Annotated in this window: 15 protein-coding genes and 1 tRNA gene; 13 read left to right on the forward strand and 3 right to left on the reverse strand. The window is 40.7% G+C overall.

All coding sequences use genetic code 11. From position 1 onward, the window contains the following. Positions 1-8 precede the first annotated feature (8 nt). The 8 genes from TZ92_RS05675 (at position 9) to TZ92_RS05710 (ending at position 10,649) form a co-directional block, all read left to right on the forward strand. Positions 9-788 (forward strand): L-threonylcarbamoyladenylate synthase, encoded by a 780-nt coding sequence (locus TZ92_RS05675; protein WP_033629630.1) that lies wholly within the window; start codon positions 9-11, stop codon positions 786-788. A gap of 162 nt (positions 789-950) precedes the next feature. Continuing rightward, positions 951-2,579, forward strand: coding sequence for an AAA family ATPase (locus TZ92_RS05680; RefSeq protein ID WP_033629631.1), 1,629 nt, complete (start codon positions 951-953; stop codon positions 2,577-2,579). Continuing rightward, the gene (locus TZ92_RS05685) at positions 2,566-3,882 is read left to right on the forward strand and encodes an McrC family protein (RefSeq protein ID WP_033629632.1); all 1,317 of its coding nucleotides are present in this window, start codon (positions 2,566-2,568) and stop codon (positions 3,880-3,882) included. The genes TZ92_RS05680 and TZ92_RS05685 overlap by 14 nt, the downstream gene beginning before the upstream one ends. Positions 3,883-4,051: 169 nt before the next feature. After that, a complete protein-coding gene (locus tag TZ92_RS05690; protein WP_033629633.1) occupies positions 4,052-5,038 on the forward strand; it encodes a GMP reductase in 987 nt (328 codons plus the stop codon). A gap of 67 nt (positions 5,039-5,105) precedes the next feature. Then, positions 5,106-5,177 (forward strand) — tRNA-Arg (locus tag TZ92_RS05695). Between the two features lie 173 nt (positions 5,178-5,350). After that, on the forward strand, positions 5,351-6,049 hold the full coding sequence (rnc, locus tag TZ92_RS05700) for a ribonuclease III (RefSeq protein ID WP_033629634.1): 699 nt from the start codon (positions 5,351-5,353) through the stop codon (positions 6,047-6,049). Then, positions 6,040-9,579: a chromosome segregation protein SMC gene (smc, locus tag TZ92_RS05705; protein WP_033629635.1), complete on the forward strand. Its 3,540-nt coding sequence runs from the start codon at positions 6,040-6,042 to the stop codon at positions 9,577-9,579. The genes rnc and smc overlap by 10 nt, the downstream gene beginning before the upstream one ends. Before the next feature lie 143 nt (positions 9,580-9,722). Next, positions 9,723-10,649, forward strand: coding sequence for a bifunctional riboflavin kinase/FAD synthetase (locus TZ92_RS05710; protein ID WP_033629637.1), 927 nt, complete (start codon positions 9,723-9,725; stop codon positions 10,647-10,649). Positions 10,650-10,732: 83 nt separating this feature from the next. Here the strand turns inward: TZ92_RS05710 and TZ92_RS05715 are convergent, their stop codons facing one another. Genes TZ92_RS05715 through TZ92_RS10305 form a run of 3 tightly spaced genes read right to left on the reverse strand, consistent with a single transcriptional unit; the run spans position 10,733 to position 12,582 of the window. Then, entirely contained in the window at positions 10,733-11,548 is an 816-nt protein-coding gene (locus TZ92_RS05715; protein ID WP_033629639.1) for a TIGR03943 family putative permease subunit, read from the reverse strand. Further along, entirely contained in the window at positions 11,545-12,450 is a 906-nt protein-coding gene (locus TZ92_RS05720; RefSeq protein WP_033629640.1) for a permease, read from the reverse strand. Before TZ92_RS05720 ends, TZ92_RS05715 begins: the two co-directional genes overlap by 4 nt. Continuing rightward, positions 12,451-12,582 carry an SPJ_0845 family protein gene (locus TZ92_RS10305; protein ID WP_000268696.1) on the reverse strand — a complete coding sequence of 44 codons (132 nt, stop codon included), beginning with the start codon at positions 12,580-12,582 and terminating at the stop codon, positions 12,451-12,453. A gap of 130 nt (positions 12,583-12,712) precedes the next feature. On the opposite strand from TZ92_RS10305, the gene TZ92_RS05730 reads away from it, so the two are divergent. The 5 genes from TZ92_RS05730 (at position 12,713) to TZ92_RS05755 (ending at position 18,952) form a co-directional block, all read left to right on the forward strand. Next, positions 12,713-14,842: a Tex family protein gene (locus TZ92_RS05730; RefSeq protein ID WP_033629641.1), complete on the forward strand. Its 2,130-nt coding sequence runs from the start codon at positions 12,713-12,715 to the stop codon at positions 14,840-14,842. Next, positions 14,829-15,278: a SprT family protein gene (locus TZ92_RS05735; protein ID WP_033629642.1), complete on the forward strand. Its 450-nt coding sequence runs from the start codon at positions 14,829-14,831 to the stop codon at positions 15,276-15,278. The genes TZ92_RS05730 and TZ92_RS05735 overlap by 14 nt, the downstream gene beginning before the upstream one ends. Before the next feature lie 59 nt (positions 15,279-15,337). Continuing rightward, positions 15,338-15,610, forward strand: a complete 273-nt coding sequence (locus TZ92_RS05740) for a PspC domain-containing protein (RefSeq protein WP_001092797.1) — start codon at positions 15,338-15,340, stop codon at positions 15,608-15,610. 593 nt (positions 15,611-16,203) lie between these two features. After that, positions 16,204-16,962 carry an ABC transporter ATP-binding protein gene (locus tag TZ92_RS05750; protein WP_033629643.1) on the forward strand — a complete coding sequence of 253 codons (759 nt, stop codon included), beginning with the start codon at positions 16,204-16,206 and terminating at the stop codon, positions 16,960-16,962. A 1-nt stretch (position 16,963) separates the two neighbouring features. After that, positions 16,964-18,952: an ABC transporter permease gene (locus TZ92_RS05755; RefSeq protein WP_033629644.1), complete on the forward strand. Its 1,989-nt coding sequence runs from the start codon at positions 16,964-16,966 to the stop codon at positions 18,950-18,952. Positions 18,953-18,969: the final 17 nt, after the last annotated feature.

The raw sequence follows: 18,969 nt of genomic DNA on the forward strand, positions 1-18,969 counted from the left end.
ATAGAATTATGACAAAACACATTCAATGGAACGGAACACTTTCACAAGAAGGCTATGACATTTTAAAAGGTGAGGGCGGGTGCATTGTATGCCCTACAAAAGTTGGTTACATTATCATGACTAGCGACAAGGCAGGTCTTGAACGCAAATTTGAAGCTAAAGAACGTAACCGTAACAAACCAGGTGTTGTACTTTGTGGTAGCATGGATGAGCTTCGCGCTTTAGCACAACTCAATCCAGAAATTGAAGCCTTCTACCAAAAACATTGGGACGAAGATATTCTCCTTGGCTGTATCCTTCCTTGGAAACCAGAAGCTTTTGAAAAACTCAAAGCATACGGTGATGGCCGAGAAGAACTTATGACTGACGTGCGTGGTACTAGCTGTTTTGTCATTAAGTTTGGTAAATCTGGTGAACAATTGGCTGCCAAACTTTGGGAAGAAGGTAAAATGGTCTACGCATCATCTGCAAACCCATCTGGAAAAGGAAACCGTGGTAAGGTGGAAGGTATCGGAGAACGTATCGAAGGAGCAGTGGACCTTGTCATCGAAGCAGACGACTATGTGGCATCTATCCAACCGGACAAAACGATTGAAACGCGCTACGAGCAAGGTGTGATGGTGTCTATGGTTGATAAAGACGGCAAACTAATCCCAGAACAAGGAGGAGCACGTTCAACTTCACCAGCGCCAGTTGTGATCCGCAAAGGGCTTGACATTGATAAAATCATGATGCACTTGTCAGATACCTTTAACTCGTGGGACTACCGTCAGGGAGAGTATTATTAAGATAAAAAGAGTCTAGTGTTATGAGGTAATAAAGCTCTCTACACTGGGCTTTTTCTTTAGAAATTCTTTTCTTTTTATATAGGATATGATATTCTATATATGAAATAGGGTTTTGAAATATTAAATACTAACTAGCCTATAATATGAAAATGGAGTTACAAAATGGAAGAAAAATTAAATTATTGGATGATAGTTGCAGGAGGAGGTGGAAAAGTTTGGTCTTTATTTAAAGAGGAGAATATAGCTTGTATAGATTTTGATTCTAATTTATCTAATATTTTAGATTACAATAATCCTGAAGAATTGAAGCAAGGAAAGCAGAGAAATTTATTTATTTGGAAGTTTGCACATGACATAAAAATAAATGATTATATAATAGCCACCTCAGGATTTAACAAAATTTTAGGTATTGGACAATGTGTGAAAACATATTACTTTGATGAAACAAAAACAGAGTTTAAACATTGTATTGGTGTTAATTGGTTGAAAGTAGATGGTGGATGGGAATACCAAAGAAAAAAAGGTACAAGACAAACCATCAACTGGGATAGAAATTCAGAACGTATCAATTTATATAAATCTATTCTAAATGGTACATACAGAAAAAATATAGAGAAAGTTGTTATGAATAAAAATATTAACGATTATTTAGATAAATTAAAAAAATCTAAAAACCTCATCCTTCGTGGTGCTCCTGGTACAGGAAAAACTTATCTTGCTAAAGAAATAGCGACAGAGCTAACGGGTGGTAATGAAGATCAAATCGGCTTTGTACAATTTCACCCTTCCTATGATTATACAGATTTTGTAGAGGGGTTGAGACCGGTATCAAATGGCGATGGAGCTATTGAGTTTAAGCTAGAGGACGGTATTTTTAAGAAGTTCTGTCAGAGAGCGAAAGAAGCTCAGAAAACTGGAGGACAAGATAATTTTGAGGAAGCGTGGGGTAAGCTAACGGATGCTATCAATGAAAAGCAAGGACAATACTTCTTCCCTCGTAGTTCTGTTCCAGCCAGTTTAAATAGTCAAGGGAATGTGAAGTTTGATTCTCCTGTTGCTACCAAAGAAAAAGTGTATCTTTTGTACAAGGGTGAAGATACTAATTTAAAGTACGAAACTTATCAAAACATTGTTTTGGATCACATGAAAAAAAGTTATGGTTTATGTGATTATGTATCCCCAATGATTGACACAGACAAGAAATTCGTTTTCATCATCGATGAGATCAATCGTGGGGAGATTTCTAAGATTTTTGGGGAACTCTTTTTCTCTATCGACCCTGGCTATCGTGGTGAAAAGGGAAGTGTTTCTACCCAATATGCAAATCTACACGAAACTGATGAAAAGTTTTATATCCCTGAAAATGTCTATATCATCGGAACTATGAATGATATTGATCGTTCAGTGGATACCTTTGATTTTGCTATGCGTCGTCGTTTTCGTTTTGTTGAAGTTACTGCTGAAAGTCAAGTTGCTATGTTGGATAAAGAACTGGGTATCCATGCAGAAGAAGCAAAACTTCGTCTTAGAAGCTTGAACGCTGCTATCGAGAACGTTCAGGAGCTAAACAGTCATTATCATATCGGACCAAGTTATTTCCTTAAGTTGAAGGATGTAGACTTTGACTATGAATTACTCTGGTCTGATTATATTAAACCCCTCCTAGAAGACTACTTGCGTGGTTCTTATGAAGAAGATGAAACTCTGCAAACATTGAAAAAAGCATTTGAACTGACAAATAATGATCAAACTGGTCAGCAAGATACTGGTGATGATAATGCGGATAACTGATAATCAGCATAAAATTGCTAAAGAAGACTTTGTCGCAGAATATCCCAAACTAAGTCAAGCTCTTCTTGATAGAACACTGGATAACCTTTCTAGAGAGGATAATATCTTTATTTTCCCAAATGATTTGACTCATTCTCCTGATTTGGATAAGGACCAAAAGATTTTTGAAACTGTCAATCAGGAAATTAAGACTGGAAATGTGATTGGTTTTCTGGGGTGTGGTCAGGAAAAATTGACGATTTCCTCTCGTTTTTCTGATGAAAGTAACGACCATTTTTTGCATTATCTTTTACAAAAGGTTCTTCATATTAATCTCACTAGTTTAGATGTAGCTTTGTCGCGTGAAGATAAGCTCTATCAACTTTTGATGTATCTCTTCCCCAAGTATCTACAAGCTGCAATTCGAAAAGGTCTGTATAAGGAATACCAGCGATTTTTCCATAACGACAGTCATGTAAAGGATGTACTAGATGTTGGAAATCATCTGAAAAAAAATTTCCCTTTTACGGGGAATATTGCCTATACCACTAGGGAGTTCACCTATGATAATCAACTCATGCAATTGATTCGTCACACTATTGAATACATTAAAAACCAGAAAGGCATTGGTCAAGGGGGATTTGATAGTCTCTTAACTAGTCGTGAAAATGTATCTGAAATCGTGCGTGTAACTCCAGCTTATAAACTAGCTGATCGTGCCAAGATTATCAGAATAAATAAAATCAAACCCATCCGACACGCCTATTTCAGAGAGTATAGAAAATTACAGGAACTCTGCTTGATGATTCTGAGTAGAGAAAAGCATGGTCTTGGATCTCAAGCCCAAAAGGTACATGGTATTCTTTTTGATGTTTCCTGGCTCTGGGAAGAGTATATTTACACCCTGTTGCCAAAAGGTTTTGTACATCCCAGAAATAAGGATAAGACAGACGGTATTTCAGTATTTTCTAATCGTGAAAGAAAAGTATTTCCAGATTTTTATCATAAAGAGTTAAAAATAGTTTTAGATGCTAAATATAAAGAACTGGAGTTCACTGAAAAAGGAATCAATCGCGAGGACTTATTCCAGCTGATTTCCTATTCTTATATTTTAAAAGCTGAGAAAGCTGGTCTTGTTTTTCCGAGCAAGGACAAGGTTGTTGATAATGAGATAGGAAAGCTAGCAGGTTATGGAGCTTTGTTGAAGAAATTGTCTATCCAAATTCCTCAGAATGCTTCATCTTATAATGAATTTTGTGAAATGATGGAAAGATTCGAAGCAATTTTTAAAAGAAATATTGATAAGGAAGTGGGGAGAAACTAATCTCCTCACTTTTTATATTTAAATCATAAAAACCGAACATTATTGTTTTATAATTGAAATTATTTGACAAAAACTGTACTTTGGTTTATAATAAATCAAGGAAACGTCGCAAAAGGCGTAGGGATGCGTAAGCATAGGTAGGTCATTACAAGAGAAACGAGACATCGATATGTTAAATGAATTTCCAATTTTTGATTACGAAGATATTCAGTTGATCCCAAATAAATGTGTCATTAAAAGCCGTGCAGAAGCAGACACGAGTGTCACACTTGGAAATCACACTTTCAAACTACCTGTTGTGCCAGCCAATATGCAGACGATTTTGGATGAGAATGTTGCAGAGCAATTGTCTAAAGGCGGATACTTCTACATTATGCACCGTTTTGATGAAGCGGGGCGCATTCCTTTTATCAAACGCATGCACGATCAAGGCCTCATTGCTTCCATTTCCGTCGGTGTCAAGGACTACGAGTATGACTTTGTTAGCCAACTCAAGGCTGATGCTCCTGAGTATATTACGATTGACATTGCTCATGGTCATGCAGATAGCGTGATTTCTATGATTCAGCACATCAAGAAAGAATTGCCGGATACTTTTGTCATTGCTGGGAATGTGGGAACACCAGAAGCTGTGCGTGAATTGGAAAATGCTGGTGCGGATGCTACAAAGGTTGGAATCGGTCCTGGTAAGGTTTGTATCACCAAGGTCAAGACTGGTTTTGGTACAGGTGGTTGGCAGTTGGCTGCCCTACGCTGGTGTGCTAAGGCAGCTCGCAAACCGATTATTGCTGATGGTGGGATTCGTACTCATGGTGATATTGCTAAGTCTATCCGTTTCGGTGCTAGCATGGTCATGATTGGTTCCCTATTTGCAGGACATATCGAAAGCCCAGGGAAGACGATTGAAGTTGATGGCGAACAGTTCAAAGAATATTATGGTTCAGCTTCTCAATACCAAAAGGGAGCATATAAAAATGTGGAAGGAAAACGCATCTTACTTCCTGCCAAAGGGCATCTGCAAGACACCCTTACTGAGATGGAGCAAGATTTACAAAGTGCTATCTCTTATGCAGGTGGACGCAAGGTTGCAGACCTCAAGCACGTTGATTATGTGATCGTAAAAAACTCTATCTGGAACGGAGATGCATCTCACTAAGAGACACTTAGTCCACCCATAAAAAACTTGTTATTAGAGCAAATTTCTGTTATAATAAGACAAGTTTCCACCCTTAGTGTAATGGATATCACGTAAGATTCCGGTTCTTGAGATGGGGGTTCGATTCCCTCAGGGTGGATGTAAATAGCCTATGAAAGCCTTTAAATAAGGCTTTTTTCTTTATATTGCCCCTAAAATTGAAAATTGTCATCTAAAAAATACTCAAATCCTCTCTAGTCCCGTTTTAAAGTGACTCAGGGGGCTTTTTTTGATATAATAAGAAGGACTGTTATCAGTTAGAAAGAGGTTGGTATGAAAGAATTACAAACTGTACTGAAAGACCGTTTTGCAATCGAATTTGCAGATAAAAAGCTACTAGAAACTGCCTTTACTCATACGAGTTATGCCAATGAGCACCGCCTCTTAAAAATTTCACACAATGAGCGCTTGGAATTTTTAGGAGACGCTGTTCTGCAATTATTGATTTCAGAATACCTGTATAAAAAATATCCTAAGAAACCAGAGGGCGATTTGTCTAAACTCCGTGCTATGATTGTTCGCGAGGAAAGTTTGGCAGGTTTTGCGCGTGATTGCCAGTTTGATCAGTTTATCAAACTAGGAAAAGGGGAAGAAAAGTCTGGTGGGCGCAATCGTGACACCATTCTTGGGGATGCTTTTGAAGCCTTTCTGGGTGCTTTGCTTTTAGACAAGGATGTGGCTAGGGTAAAAGAGTTTATCTATCAGGTCATGATTCCCAAGGTTGAAGCAGGTGACTTTGAAATGATTAAGGATTACAAGACACATTTGCAAGAGTTGCTCCAGGTCAATGGAGATGTAGATATTCGCTACCAGGTTATCTCTGAGACAGGGCCTGCTCATGATAAGGTTTTTGATGTAGAAGTTCTGGTTGAAGGAAATAGTATTGGAAAAGGTCAAGGACGTTCTAAAAAATTAGCAGAGCAAGAGGCCGCCAAAAATGCAGTTGAGAAGGGGCTGGATTCATGTATTTAAAGGAAATTGAGATTCAGGGATTCAAGTCCTTTGCTGACAAGACCAAGGTAGTCTTTGACCAAGGTGTGACAGCTGTCGTTGGGCCCAATGGATCTGGAAAGTCAAATATCACGGAAAGTCTGAGATGGGCCTTGGGTGAGTCTAGTGTCAAGAGTCTTCGTGGTGGCAAGATGCCCGACGTTATCTTTGCTGGAACTGAAAGCCGCAAACCACTCAATTATGCCTCTGTTGTCGTGACCTTGGATAATGAAGATGGTTTTATCAAGGATGCAGGGCAAGTTATTAAGGTAGAACGCCATATCTACCGTAGTGGTGATAGCGAGTATCGGATTGATGGTAAGAAAGTCCGTCTGCGGGATGTACACGACCTTTTCTTAGATACAGGTCTGGGACGTGATTCCTTCTCTATTATTTCCCAAGGGAAGGTTGAGGAGATTTTTAATTCCAAGCCCGAAGAACGCCGTGCTATTTTTGAAGAAGCTGCGGGTGTTTTGAAATACAAGACTCGTCGAAAAGAAACAGAGAGCAAACTGCAACAAACTCAGGACAATCTAGACCGTTTAGAGGACATTATCTATGAGTTAGACAATCAAATTAAGCCCCTTGCAAAACAAGCCGAGAATGCTCGTAAGTTTCTCGACTTGGATGGTCAACGCAAGGCTATTTACTTGGATGTTTTGGTTGCCCAAATCAAGGAAAACAAGTCTGAACTAGAGCTGACGGAAGAAGAACTAACTCAGGTTCAGGAACTTTTGACTAGTTATTATCAAAAGCGTGAAGAGTTAGAAGAAGAAAATCAAACTCTTAAAAAGAAACGCCAAGATCTCCAAGCTCAAATGTCCAAAGACCAAGGAAGTTTGATGGATCTGACGAATCTGATCAGTGATTTAGAACGAAAATTAGCCCTATCAAAACTGGAGTCTGAGCAAGTAGCCCTCAATCAACAAGAAGCACAAGCCCGTTTGACTGCTTTGGAAGATAAGAGAAAGGCGCTAAGTAAAGAAAAATCTGAAAAAGAAAAAAATCTGGAACAGTTAGAGGAAAGTCTAGCTGAAAACAACAAGGAACTCAATCGTTTAGAGGCAGAATTGCTAGCTTTTTCAGATGATCCTGACCAGATGATCGAGCTCTTACGCGAACGCTTTGTCGCTCTTTTACAAGAAGAAGCGGATGTCTCAAACCAACTGACCCGCATCGAGAATGAGTTGGAAAACAGCCGTCAGCTGTCTCAAAAACAAGCAGATCAACTTGAGAAATTGAAAGAACAGCTTGCTACAGCTAAAGAGAAGGCCAGTCAACAACAGGCTGAGCTTGAAACTGCCAAGGAGAAAGTTCAGAAATTATTGGCAGACTACCAAGCTAGTGCCAAGGAACAAGAGGAGCAGAAAGTTTCTTACCAAGCCCAGCAGAGTCAACTCTTTGACCGTCTGGATAGTCTCAAAAACAAGCAGGCTCGAGCCCAGAGTTTAGAGAATATTCTTAGAAATCACAGTAACTTTTACGCGGGTGTTAAGAGTGTTCTTCAAGAAAAAGACCGTCTTGGTGGGATCGTTGGTGCAGTCAGTGAACATTTGACCTTTGATGTACATTATCAAACTGCCCTAGAAATTGCGCTTGGAGCCAGCAGTCAGCATATCATTGTAGAAGATGAGAAAGCAGCAACTAATGCTATTGATTTCCTCAAGCGCAATAGAGCTGGTCGTGCGACCTTTCTTCCATTGACGACTATCAAAGCTCGTACGATTTCTAGTCAGAATCAAGATGCTATCGCAGCAAGTCCAGGATTTCTGGGAATGGCAGATGAGTTGGTGTCGTTTGATAAGAGACTAGAAGCCATTTTCAAGAATTTGCTAACTACCACGGCTATCTTTGATACTGTAGAACATGCGCGTGCAGCTGCTCGTCAAGTTCGTTATCAGGTTCGCATGGTGACACTGGATGGGACAGAGTTGCGTACAGGTGGTTCCTACGCGGGTGGTGCCAATCGTCAAAACAATAGTATTTTCATCAAGCCAGAGCTGGAACAATTACAAAAAGAAATTGCTGAAGAAGAAGCTGATTTGCGGTCAGAAGAAGCGAGTTTGAAGACCTTGCAAGATGAGATGGCGGTATTGGCAGAAAGATTAGAAGCTATCAAATCTCAGGGTGAGCAAGCTCGTATTCAGGAGCAAGGTTTGTATCTTGCTTATCAACAAACCAATCAGCAGGTCGAAGAGTTAGAAACACTTTTGAAACTTCAAGAAGAGGAATTAAATCGCCTATCTGAAGGTGATTGGCAAGCGGACAAGAAAAAATGCCAAGAGCGCCTTGCTACTATCGCCAGTGAAAAGCAAAATCTGGAAGCTGAGATTGAAGAGATTAAGTCTAACAAAAACGCTATTCAAGAACGTTATCAAAACTTGCAGGAACAGATTTCTCAAGCGCGCTTGCTTAAGTCAGAACTGCAAGGACAAAAGCGGTACGAAGTTACTGATATTGAACGCTTAGGCAAGGAATTGGATAACCTCAATCTCGAACAAGAGGAAATCCAGCGTCTTCTCCAAGAAAAGGTTGATAATCTTGAGAAGGTTGATACGGATTTGCTAAGTCAGCAGGAGGAAGAGGCCAAAACTCAGAAAGCCAATCTTCAACAAGGTCTGATTCGCAAGCAGTTTGAATTGGATGATATCGAGGGTCAGCTGGATGATATTGCCAGCCATTTGGATCAGGCTAGTCAGCAGAATGAAGAGTGGATTCGCAAACAAACACGTGCTGAAGCCAAGAAAGAAAAGGTCAGCGAACGCTTGCGCTATATACAAGCTCAATTAACTGACCAGTACCAGATTAGCTACAATGAGGCTCTAGAAAAAGCGCATGAACTGGAAAATCTCACTCTGGCAGAGCAAGAGGTTAAGGATTTGGAGAAGGCTATTCGCTCACTGGGTCCTGTCAACTTGGACGCTATAGACCAGTACGAAGAAGTTCACAACCGTCTGGATTTCCTCAATAGCCAACGAGATGATATTTTGTCTGCGAAAAACTTACTCCTTGAGACCATCGCAGAGATGAATGATGAGGTTAAGGAGCGCTTCAAATCAACCTTTGAGGCTATTCGTGAGTCCTTTAAAGTGACCTTTAGACAGATGTTTGGCGGTGGTCAGGCAGACTTGATATTGACTGAGGGCGATCTTTTAACAGCTGGTGTGGAGATTTCTGTTCAACCACCAGGTAAGAAAATCCAATCTCTCAACCTCATGAGTGGTGGTGAAAAAGCCCTATCTGCTCTGGCTCTGCTCTTCTCAATCATCCGAGTTAAGACCATTCCTTTCGTCATCTTGGACGAGGTAGAGGCGGCGCTGGACGAAGCCAACGTCAAACGTTTTGGTGATTACCTCAACCGCTTTGACAAGGACAGTCAGTTCATCGTCGTAACCCACCGTAAGGGAACGATGGTGGCAGCGGATTCTATCTATGGAGTTACCATGCAAGAATCAGGTGTATCTAAAATTGTTTCGGTTAAGTTAAAAGATTTAGAAGAAACAGTAGACTAGTTACCAAACGATAGCATCTCTTAGGAGGTGCTATTTTTTAAAACTAAAGCCCTAAATTTTCTCTTACGGTCAGTTCAGGCGCAAAAAACGACATTTGGGATTTCCTCTTAGCGAAAAGACTTTCTCTATGATATAATAGTTTCATGATTACAACAGTACCTATTAAGAACGAAAAAGATATTGCAGTACCAGGTAATACAGTCCTTGTACTAGGTTATTTTGATGGCATCCACAAGGGGCATCAGAAACTTTTTGAAGTGGCCAGTAAGGCTTCTATGAAGGATTATCTGCCAGTTGTCGTGATGACCTTTACGGAGTCGCCAAAACTTGCCTTACAACCTTATCAACCTGAGCTCATGCTCCATATCGTCAATCACGAGGAACGAGAGCACAAGATGAAGTGGCACGGAGTAGAGGCTCTTTTCTTACTTGACTTTAGTAGCAAATTTGCTAGTTTAACGGGTCAAGAATTCTTTGATACCTATGTTCGAGCTTTAAAACCAGCTATTATTGTAGCAGGATTTGACTATACTTTTGGCTCTGATAAGAAAACTGCGGATGACCTGAAGGACTATTTTGATGGAGAGATCATCATTGTTCCTCCAGTTGAAGATGAAAAGGGCAAGATTAGTTCTACACGGATTCGTCAGGCAATTCTTGATGGAGATGTAAAGGAAGTCAATCATCTGCTCGGCACTCCGCTCCCATCTCGTGGAACGGTCGTTCATGGAAATGCTCGTGGGCGTACTATCGGTTATCCAACAGCCAATCTGGTCCTAAGAGACCGAACTTACATGCCAGCGGACGGTGTTTACGTAGTCGATGTCGAGGTGCAACGTCAAAGATATCGTGGCATGGCGAGCGTTGGAAAAAATGTTACCTTTGATGGAGAAGAACCACGTTTTGAAGTCAATATTTTCGACTTTTCAGACGATATTTATGGTGAGACAGTCATGGTCTACTGGCTGGACCGTGTTCGCGATATGGTCAAATTTGACTCCGTAGAGGAACTGGTAGACCAACTCCAGAAAGACGAAGAGATTGCTCGAAACTGGAAGGATGGAGAGTGAGAGTTTGCTATCAATTCGAGAGAGTAGATAGAATGAAATTCATATAATGGACAAAAAAAGTAGCCTGCAAAGGCTACTTTTTATTAAAACACACGATAGACATAAGGATTTTCTGGTTTGTCTACTTTTGTGAAACTCTCAACCTCCAGTGTTGGGAGTTTTTGTTTGAGTTCTTTATGGTAGTGGAGAGTCAGGGTTCCTCTAGCGGTAATCCAAGTATTGTCAGGATACTGGCGTGAGTTCCCCTTGGTCAGGAGTCCATATACTCCAGAGTCTGCGATACAGTGGATGATGCCAAAGCGAAAGAGGAACTGGCTATCTGGATGGCTAGGATCGTTATAGACAAAGCCTGTAAATTCGATTTTCTTTCCTTCAAACTCTTGAGGGTAGTCATAGAGAACTTCCATGATCTCCATATAGTTATCGTCTGTAATTTGAATGGTTGGCTGGGAGAGGTATTTGTCAGCTGTAGTCCTCATTTCCTTTTCATAAGCAGATTTGGAAAAATAGGTACTGGTATCGGGTTTGAGGTATTGACTGGATGTGCCTTCGCTTGCCTGAATAGCAGTATCGATTCCCTCAGCAAGTGGGAAATGATAACCTTTGGCAGATACAGTTCTCGAGTCCAAACTTACTGTCGGAAAGGCAACTCCAATCAAGAGAGGTAGTGACAGTAAAAGGATGCTGATTCGTCTAGATCGACGACTTTCCAAATGGCTGTGAGAGTTGATTTTCTTGATCCAGATATAGAATTGGACCAGAGCCAACAGAAGAGAAAGGACCATAGAGATATAGACTAGATAGGAATAGTGGAGGTTAATGTAGTGACTGAGCTTGCCAGATAGCTGCAGATAAAGGGTCAGAGCAAAATAACCTAGTAGAATGATAAATCGGATCATAGCATCACCCCCAACATGTAAGAATAAAACAAAACAAGCACTGTCACGATGCCCATGAATTGCCAGATGAAGCGTGCTTTTAGATAGTGTTTCATCATGAGGAGATTTTTGATATCAAGCATGGGGCCAATGATCAGAAAAGCAAGGACTGGCGCTAGGCCGAAGCTCGAGAGGAGAGAAGCACCGATAAAGGCGTCCGCCTCGCTACAAAGAGAGAGGAGAAAGGCTAGAAACATGAGCAAGAGAATCGCAAGGACTGGACTTGCGCTGATAGAGGTCAAGATCCGAGTCGGGACATAGACCTGCACGATAGCCGCAAAGAGACAGCCAAAGACCAAGTAACGCCCCATATCGAAAAACTCATCAATAGCCTGTATAAAGACCTGAAAGACCTTTCTAGCAGGACCCAAGTGTGAAAAGTCATGTTCATGACAAGTGATAGGATTCTCTTTTTGAATGGGTTCCTTCCAGAAAAATCCTAGGAAAATCCCCAGAATCAAAGCAATCACAATAGCTCCCAGAGCTCGCAAGAAGGCAAGTTTTATTGAATTGCCAAAGGCAGAATATGTAGCGAAAAGAACAATAGGATTGATGATGGGAGCAGTCACCAGAAAAGGAACCGCTGTGTAGCTGGGCACTTTCTTTTCCAGAAAACGATTGATAATCGGAACGATTCCACATTCGCAAGAAGGAAAGAGAAAGCCAATGAAGGTACCAAAAAAGATCCTCCCCCAACGATTGCGAGGAAGAAACTCATAAACTTTATCAGGCGTGATATAGACCTCAATCCACCCCGAAATCAGACTCCCAATCAAGACAAAAGGAAGGGCTTCAATCATGATGGAGAGAAAAATAGCTCCCGCTTGTAATACACTAGGAGGAAGAGATTGGAAAACAGTCATCTATTTTTTCTTCTCAACTTTTTCTTTTTTGTCTTTGTCATCTGGGAAAGTGACTTGTGTTAAGTCAGGAAGTTTGGCGAATTCTTCAAACATCTTGTCCAAATCATCCGTTTTTGTAAATTTAACAGCCATGGGCCTACCTCTTTTCTACATTCTATCTCTATTATACTATTATTTTGCGGAAATGGGATTATTTTGATAATCAAAGATGCAAAAATAGGTAAGGCAAAACAAGAGCTGTTCCTTATGGTATAATAGATTTATGGATAAAAAATATGAAAAAATCTCCCAAGATTTGGGAGTAACCTTAAAGCAAATCGATACCGTTCTAAGTTTGACGGCTGAGGGAGCGACAATTCCCTTCATCGCGCGTTATCGAAAGGACATGACTGGTAGTCTGGATGAGGTGGCGATTAAGGCCATTATCGACTTGGATAAAAGTCTGACAAATCTCAATGACCGCAAGGAAGCTGTCTTAGCTAAGATTCAAGAACAAGGCAAGCTGACCAAGGAATTGGAAGCAGCTATTTTGGCAGCTGAAAAATTAGCAGACGTTGAAGAACTCTATCTTCCTTATAAGGAAAAACGTCGAACCAAGGCAACCATTGCCCGTGAAGCTGGACTCTTTCCTCTTGCTCGCTTGATTTTGCAGGATGTAGCTGACTTGGAGAAAGAAGCTGAGAAGTTTGTCTGTGAAGGATTTGCGACTGGTCAAGAAGCCTTGGCTGGTGCGGTTGATATTTTGGTCGAAGCCTTATCGGAAGATGTCAATTTGCGTTCACTGACATATCAGGAAGTGTTGAGACACTCTAAAATCACTTCGCAGGTCAAGGATGAGAGTCTTGATGAAAAACAAGTTTTTCAGATTTATTACGAATTCTCAGAGACTGTTGGCAATATGCAGGGTTATCGTACCTTGGCTCTCAATCGTGGTGAGAAACTAGGTGTCTTAAAAGTCGGATTTGAACATGCGACGGACCGTATCTTATCTTTCTTTGCTGCTCGTTTCAAGGTGAAAAATGCCTATATAGATGAAGTAGTTCAACAGTCAGTTAAGAAAAAAGTCTTGCCTGCTATAGAACGACGCATTCGGACAGAATTAACTGAGAAAGCAGAAGAAGGGGCTATCCAACTCTTTTCTGACAACCTGCGCAATCTTCTCTTGGTTGCTCCGCTGAAAGGGCGCGTGGTTCTAGGATTTGACCCCGCCTTTCGTACAGGTGCCAAGCTGGCTGTTGTTGATGCAACAGGGAAAATGTTGACGACTCACGTCATTTATCCTGTCAAACCAGCCTCAGCTCGTCAGATTGAAGAAGCCAAGAAAGATTTGGCGGACTTGATTGGTCAATACGGTGTGGAAATTATTGCTATCGGGAATGGAACGGCCAGTCGGGAAAGTGAAGCCTTTGTGGCGGAAGTTCTGAAAGATTTTCCTAAAGTCAGCTATGTTATCGTCAATGAAAGTGGTGCCTCTGTCTATTCTGCTAGTGAGCTAGCCCGTCAGGAGTTTCCAGAATTAACCGTTGAAAAACGCTCTGCTATCTCTATTGCTCGTCGTTTGCAGGACCCCCTTGCTGAATTGGTCAAAATCGATCCTAAGTCAATCGGTGTCGGCCAGTACCAGCACGATGTCAGTCAGAAGAAACTGTCTGAGAGTCTGGACTTTGTCGTGGATACCGTGGTTAACCAAGTCGGTGTCAATGTTAACACAGCCAGCCCAGCTCTTCTTTCCCACGTAGCTGGACTCAATAAAACTATCTCTGAAAATATTGTCAAATACCGTGAGGAAGAAGGAAAAATCACTTCACGTTCTCAAATCAAGAAGGTTTCTCGTCTAGGTGCTAAAGCCTTTGAGCAAGCAGCTGGTTTCCTCCGTATTCCTGAAAGTAGCAATATTCTTGATAATACTGGAGTTCACCCAGAAAACTATGCTGCGGTTAAGGAACTCTTCAAACGCTTGTATATCAAGGACTTGAATGAAGAAGCTCAAAATAAGCTTAAGTCTCTTTCTATCAAGGAAATGGCGCAAGAACTAGAACTTGGCCCAGAAACCCTTAAAGATATCATTGCTGATCTTCTCAAACCAGGTCGAGATTTCCGTGACTCATTTGATGCACCTGTGCTTCGTCAAGATGTCTTGGATATCAAGGATTTAAAAGTCGGCCAGAAACTGGAAGGTGTGGTGCGGAATGTCGTTGACTTCGGTGCCTTCGTTGATATCGGGATTCACGAGGACGGCTTGATTCATATTTCCCACATGAGTCGTAAATTTATCAAACATCCCAGCCAAGTGGTATCAGTCGGAGATTTGGTAACGGTTTGGGTCAAGAAAATCGATACTGAACGTAAAAAAGTTAATCTGTCGCTCTTAGCTCCAGATGAAACTGACTGAGTACGTTCAGTCTGTTTCCCTCGAAGACTTTGGTAGACCTTTCACGCACCAAGCCCAGTGGAATTCTCGTCTGCGAACGACAGGTGGGCGATTTTTCCCTAAAGATGGGAATTTGGATTTTAATCCCAAGGTTTATAATGAACTAGGTTTGGAAGTCTTTCGCAAAATCGTGCGCCATGAACTCTGTCACTATCACCTTTATTTTCAGAGAAAGGGCTATCGCCATAAGGACCGAGATTTTAAGGAACTTTTGAAAGAAGTGGATGGACTGCGCTATGTACCACCCTTGAAAACACAATCTCAAAGTGCCTACCTAGTCTATCAGTGCCAATCTTGCCAGCAAAGTTATCAGCGTAAGAGAAGAATTGATACCAAACGCTATCGCTGTGGAGTTTGTCGAGGTAAACTCGTCATCATAAATCGGCCTAAGGACTGATGTTGATAGTTCTGATTCATGCTATACTACTTGTAAGAATACCGAAAGAGGAAACAATCATGAATACAAAATTTTATAAAATGAGACGAAATCGTATGGTGTCAGGAGTTTTAGCTGGGCTATCAGACAAGTGGAATTTTGATGTAACCCTAGTCCGCTTTCTCTTCGCCATTTTTACCGTGGCAAATTTTGGAATCGGAGTGATTATTTACATCATCCTTGCCTCTATCCTGCCAACTAAGGAAGAAATCGAAGCTGAAATGTACGGAACAGGACCACGCAAACGCAAGGAAGCCCAAGCTATTGAAGACAATGATGGCTGGTTTTGGTGAGTAAATCTATGGTAACAAAAGTTTTGCAACGATACTACAAGAGAAAAGAAGGCAGTAGCATGCTTAGGAAATACTTTAAAAACTATAAATGGACGGACGTGTTCTGGATTCTATTTATTTTGATTACTAGTTTTCTATCAACCAATAATTACTTATACCACTTAACGAAACAGGATTTTTCAGAAGAAGGTTGTCTTTTAGCAATTCCTTTGTTTCTTTTTCATTTTCTCTTCATTGATAAATTCATCATTTCTAGACGAGATCAAAAAGATGAATAACTTTTAACCCTTGCATCCGCAAGGGTTTTCTTCTTGCCTTTCTTTTATGGTAAAATATTGATAGCGAAATTGCTTGATATTCTTCAATCTTACAAAAATGTAAGATTAAAGTCTCTTTTGTAAGGTTAGGTTATGGCAGGCTACCTTTTTTTGCGATAAACTAGACTCATAAAGAACAAAGGAGCAAAACCATGAAAAGAATTTTACAAAAGAAAACAAGAAAACCAAGTCAAAAAGATATCGAGCGTGTTCAACTAGGATGCGCTATGATGCAAGCACAGTTTCAAATGATGGGATATTAAGAAGGAGAAAATCATGACACTTTTAGATGTAAAACACGTTCAAAAAATCTACAAAACACGTTTCCAAGGCAACCAAGTAGAAGCACTCAAAGACATTCATTTTACTGTGGAAAAGGGTGACTACGTTGCTATCATGGGGGAGTCTGGTTCTGGGAAGTCTACCCTACTCAATATCCTGGCTATGCTTGACAAACCAACTCGCGGGCAGGTTTACCTAAACGGAATAGACACAGCAACCATTAAAAATTCTCAGGCTTCGAGTTTCCGTCGTGAGAAGTTGGGCTTTGTCTTCCAAGATTTTAACTTGCTAGATACCCTGTCTGTTAAGGACAATATCTTGCTTCCGCTAGTTTTATCACGAAAACCCATCACAGAGATGATGAAGAAATTGGTAGTGACAGCTGAAAATTTGGGCATCAACCAATTGCAAGAGAAGTATCCTTACGAGATTTCAGGTGGTCAAAAACAGCGGGTAGCAGTAGCACGCGCCATCATCACAGAACCTGAAATTCTTCTTGCCGATGAGCCAACTGGGGCGCTTGACTCCAAGTCTTCTGCAGCTCTTCTAGATGTTTTTGATGAAATCAATGAGCGAGGTCAAACCATTCTCATGGTAACTCACTCAACCGCGGCAGCAAGCAGGGCCAAGCGCGTTCTCTTTATCAAGGACGGAATTCTCTATAACCAAATCTACCGTGGAGACAAGACAGAACGTCAAATGTTCCAGGAAATCTCTGATACCTTGACAGTCATGGCGAGCGAGGTGAATTAGTATGTTTCGATTAACCAATAAGTTAGCGGTATCGAACTTAATCAAAAACCGCAAACTCTACTATCCCTTTGCTTTAGCAGTTCTCTTAGCTGTGACCATCACTTATCTCTTTTACTCATTGACACTTAACCCTAATATTGGCAAGATTCGAGGGGGAGAAACTATCTCCATGACGTTAGGTTTTGGTATGGTGATTGTCACTATAGCCTCTGCCATCATCGTCTTTTATGCCAATAGTTTCGTCATGAAAAACCGTTCCAAGGAACTAGGGATTTATGGCATGCTAGGATTAGAAAAACGCCATTTGATCAGCATGGTCTTTAAGGAGCTTCTTATTTTTGGCTCCCTAACCTTGACAGCTGGACTTGGCCTAGGAGCTCTCTTTGATAAGCTCATCTTTGCTCTGCTTCTGAAGCTAATGAATATGAAGGTGGAGCTCGTAGCAACCTTCCAACCAAGCGTCTTTATCCTAGTTACCCTTATTTTTGGGGCTATTTTCCTAGGTTTGGTTTTTATCAATGCCTTTCGTATTGCACGCATGAATGCCCTTCAGCTCTCTCGTGAGAAGGCTAGTGGTGAGAAAAAAGGACGTTTCTTAAGTCTTCAAACTATTCTAGGTTTGATTAGTATGGGAACAGGCTACTATCTAGCAGTAACAGTTGAAAATCCACTTAATGCTGTTGTGATTTTCTTTGTAGCAGTCTTGTTGGTAATCTTTGGGACATATCTCTTGTTTAATGCAGGGATTACTGTATTCCTACAAATCTTAAAGAAAAACAAGCGTTACTATTACCAACCTAACAACATGATTTCCTTATCCAATCTTATCTTCCGTATGAAGAAAAATGCGGTTGGTTTGGCTACGATTGCCATCCTTTCAACCATGGTCTTGGTAACCATGTCAGCAGCAACCAGTATCTTCTCAGCTTCTGAAACGTTCAAGAAATTCATGAATCCACATGATTTTGGAATTACAGGACGAAATGTTGAAATAGAAGATTTAGATAAACTTTTGAGTCAATATGCTAGCGATAAGGGATTAACTGTCACCAAAAAAGAAGTCTTTCGTCATAGCAATTTTGGCATCGAGAGCCAAGATGGAACCAAGCTCCGTATCTTTACAAAGGGAAATAACTTCGTCCAACCGAAAACCATTTTCATGGTCTTTGACCAAAAAGACTATGAAAACATGACTGGTCAAAAACTCTCCCTTTCAGGAAATGAAGTCGGCTTGTTTACCAAGAATAAGGTACTTGAAGGACAGAAAGAACTTACTCTAAATGATCAGAACTACACAGTTAAAGAAGAAATTAAAAATGATTTTATTCTGGAACATGTGCCAAATCAGTATAACATTCTGACATCTGACTACAATTATCTTGTTGTGCCTAATTTGCAGGCCTTTATTGATCAATATCCTGATTCCTCTCTCTTTGATCAACTTTATGGTGGTATGAATGTAACTGCAAGTGAGGAAGAACAGCTCAAACTCGCTGACGACTTTACAGAATATCTTCGTAACTTCAATAGAGACTTAAACAAAGAGGGAAGCTATGTATACGGAAGCAATCTGGCTGATATCAGTGCGGAAATAAGTGCTCTTTATGGAGGTGTCTTCTTTATCGGTATCTTCCTCTCTATCATCTTTATGGTGGGAACAGTCCTGGTTATTTACTACAAACAAATCTCTGAGGGCTATGAAGACCGTGAACGTTTCATCATTTTGCAAAAGGTCGGACTTGATCAAAAGCAAATCAAGCAAACGATTAACAAACAGGTTCTAACTGTTTTCTTCCTTCCATTGCTCTTTGCCTTCCTACACCTTGCTTTTGCCTATCATATGCTTAGCCTCATCCTAAAAGTTATTGGCGTGCTGGATGCGACCATGATGTTGACCGTTACATTGTCCATCTGTGCTATCTTCCTCATCGTCTATATTTTGATCTTTATGATTACCTCAAGAAGTTATCGCAAGATTGTGCAAATGTAAAAAAGATACCTCGATGC

This window comes from Streptococcus oralis subsp. oralis, from assembly GCF_000960035.1.
GTDB lineage: Bacteria > Bacillota > Bacilli > Lactobacillales > Streptococcaceae > Streptococcus > Streptococcus oralis_G.